Genomic DNA, 3,357 nt, shown 5'->3' with positions numbered 1-3,357 from the left:
GGTTATGCGCGAGCGTCGTCAGGGGCGACCGGCTCCCGTTCTGCCGCCACCTGCTGCGGCGTGAGAGCAGGGGGGAACCGAACGGATACACTGGAGCGTAGTGGAGCGCATAAAATGGCTTAAAGCCATAGTCGAAACGGAGCTGAGGTTTGGCTTCGGCATGACACATTTGTTAGGCAATATCTCGAATAACTTTACAAGGATTGCCGACAGCCAATACCCCACTTCCTATGTTTTTCGTAACAACACTCCCAGCGCCAATTACAGATTTTGCTCCAATAGTAACACCAGGACATATAATAGCGCCCGCCCCAATCCATACGTCGTTTTCTATGACTACTGGTATGCCAAATTCTTGACCTTGCCTACGAAGTGTTGAATCAAGCGGGTGGGAAGCTGTAAGAATCTGTACACCAGGCCCAACTAGCACATTATCTCCAATAGATACTTCTGCCACATCCAAGACGACACAATTAAAATTGAAATAGACCCTTCGTCCCAGCCTAATATTCCTACCATAGTCACAATAAAATGGCGGCGTGAGTGAAATATCAGTATCCACACCAAAAAGCTCATTGATGAGAGATCTCTTTTGATCGCTCTCTAATGTCTGGCAATTTAGATTTGAACATATTTTTTGCGCAGCGGCCCTCTCTGCTACAAGCTGAGGATCACTTGCGTCGTATAATTCACCAGCTAGCATTTTTTCTTTTTCAGATTTCATGGTATCTACTTGCTCTGCCTAACGTTAAGGATCACCCAACCGCCAAAAGCGCGACAGCGCTCTTGGCGGTCGGATGTATCCGTTTGTTGGGCGAATGATTTCTCGCTTTAACTTAAAAATTCAATTTCTTGCGTATATAGACGTCGAATTAACTCATTTAACTGTACGGTCATAGCCGTTAACTCCGGCACACGCAGACCCTCGTGGACTATTTTGCTTCTGGCGCTATATGCCCCTTCAACAAACACCAATTCTTCGGCCGTAAAACCAGCCTCGCTGAGTTTTCGCTTTATAGCGCGACGAATAGACTCGCGCTTAAGGTTTTTGACTTGACCATGAATTGACGCTTTTATAGACGCGTCTTCTATAGCAGCACTTTCAATTATGGGGATCATACTGTTGATGAGGCTTTCAACCTCGCTTCCGTATTCTTCTTGATCCGCTATCGCTTCTACAGCACTTACCAACAGAACGAGTTTCGCGCGGCTATCTAGCTCGAATTCAGCAGAAGCACATAATTCCATAGAGAGGAGTAAGCGATAAGGCACTTTCGCCAGCTTGCTGAAGCTATCTTGAAGTGCGGCAGCAAAATCTGATAATGCTAAATGTCCTGTTACTGAACCGAACGCCTGCCCTGTGAGCCCACTGGAAGCCGTGCGATCTACTACCCTGCACGGCAAAGGCGTATCAGGCCAAGAAAGCCTCACCCCCCATACTCGATCTATTGCAACCTTCAGCAGCGCGCATGCCAATCGTTTTCCAAGTTCTTCCGCTTCGCACGCAGTTTGCGTCGCCTCCAAAATCAGACGATATCCTGTTGCTCCGGCCCCTTCGAGAACCGGATGGATGCGTTGCTTATTTAGCGTGAGTAAGAGATTCTCGTTCCAAGGCACAAGAACCGAATCGGAGTCAACATCCTTGAACCCACCTCGGCTGTTCAGAACAAAGTCGACCTTAGCTGACCAGCTATAAACATTCGGTTTCCCAGATATTTCATCTAGTGTTGGCATCGGTTCCTGATCCATGAAGTCGGCTAGCTGATTTCCACAATTTCTAGAACGGCCCAACGGCTAGGCTAAAGTGGCCGCGCGCGATACGGCCGCAGATTGAGCTGCGGCGCGTCTTCGCGGCTCGCTTTGAGCCTGGTGTTAGGTGCTATACGTCGTCTAATCATGTTTTGTGAGCGCATATATTATTATTGCCATGGTTGATATTCCGAATATTCCCTCCAACCCTGCCAGAAAACGAGTTAACCAATCTATCGGCACTACATCGCCGTAGCCTATAGTGGTAAACGTAATAGCAGAAAAATACATTGAATACGGAATTCCTATCCAACCCGAGATTTCTTCATTATTAGTTGCCAAACCAAAACCCGGCACCAGCAGAAAAGCAGAATAAATGATTGCAAATATAAGCCAAATAGCAAACAGCGTGTAAACACCTCTTTCAGGCTTATACCCATATCCACAAGTAATTTGCAGTAGCCTAGGAAATACTCGCTTAGATATTCTAGGAATGTTGTTAGTTATTTCCTTTTGATGCAGATAAGAATATTCATGTTGCTTCTCCGTATTTCTAGCGTTACGATAAGATTCAGCAAGTATTTCTAATGAGGAACTGCCTCTCGATAGAACATTGCTCTCATATAATTCAAAAACTTTAACCAGTGATGCGTTAGTAGACTCAAATTCTTTTACCATAGAGTTCTTTCTGCCATGCATAACTTCGATGATTGAGTCGTTGATTTTAAATTTCTCGACTGTGGCTCCAATATTAATTCTTTGTATTGAGCACCCTTGCCATACATGAAGATCAGTAATGGATGAATTTATCTCTAGTTCGCCCACTACGCTATCTTGAATATTCACTGCCCCCTGTCCTGTATATGTTTTCAATTTTCCAACTCTAGATCCCCGAATATCTGTTTTGCTCTCTCTTTCAGTGCGCTGGTTAGCATCTATTTTATCAGGCCTTTCTTGATGCCATGACTCTATTCCAACGTAGACTTCCTCAACTTCACACCCAGCAATTAGAGCATTTGCAAATTCTGAATCCATCCGTCTTATTTGCAAATTATTGAGCCTATAAAACTGGCTGGCATTATAAACTTTTAGGTGACTCAATATAGGTTCGGCGTTTGAATATGCCGCTAAAGTAAAATATGGGAAGTCCTTTACAATTATTGTATTGCGTTCATCGCAATAAATATTTGCATTGAATCCCCAAATATCAGTCTTTTTAATTTTCCCTTTGCTCGCCTGAACAAATAATTCAGGAGTGAGCACGTTAACGCCAGCGGATAGTTGTAATTCAAGGACTATAAGCGTTTCATGATTCCCCTTCTCAACCTTTTCGCTGAAAACATCGAGTTTTATATGATTATTAACCATCGACTAGATAAAACTCCATTTTCTCACCTAACAGCATGTTAGGCTGATATTTATTGATATAGCGCTAGGCCGCAGTCAGCCTAGCACGCTATCAGATGACAACCAGCCCGCTTGGAAACTATACCGATCTCGCCACCGAGAGTTTAGCCGGGTGCGGCCTCCGCATGATGTCCTCAGCAGCAGCATTCAGCGCCAAATTGATCGATTTTCTCCCAGAACTGAGTCCAACGTCCGGTGGTG

Annotated in this window: 3 protein-coding genes; all 3 read right to left on the bottom strand. The window is 44.7% G+C overall.

The window, feature by feature from the left end:
• Positions 1-172: 172 nt before the first annotated feature.
• The gene (locus tag D779_RS21950; protein ID WP_081763642.1) at positions 173-724 is read right to left on the bottom strand and encodes a sugar O-acetyltransferase; all 552 of its coding nucleotides are present in this window, start codon (positions 722-724) and stop codon (positions 173-175) included.
• A gap of 107 nt (positions 725-831) precedes the next feature.
• Positions 832-1,734, bottom strand: coding sequence for a HEPN domain-containing protein (locus D779_RS22490; protein WP_157726489.1), 903 nt, complete (start codon positions 1,732-1,734; stop codon positions 832-834).
• A gap of 156 nt (positions 1,735-1,890) precedes the next feature.
• Entirely contained in the window at positions 1,891-3,117 is a 1,227-nt protein-coding gene (locus D779_RS21945; RefSeq protein ID WP_081763641.1) for a potassium channel family protein, read from the bottom strand.
• Between the last annotated feature and the right edge of the window lie 240 nt (positions 3,118-3,357).

Origin of the sequence: Imhoffiella purpurea, from assembly GCF_000585215.1 — a bacterium.
In the GTDB taxonomy this organism is placed as follows: domain Bacteria; phylum Pseudomonadota; class Gammaproteobacteria; order Chromatiales; family Chromatiaceae; genus Imhoffiella; species Imhoffiella purpurea.
Note: the sequence above shows the minus strand (reverse complement) of the source record. Positions and strands in the feature narration are given on the sequence as shown.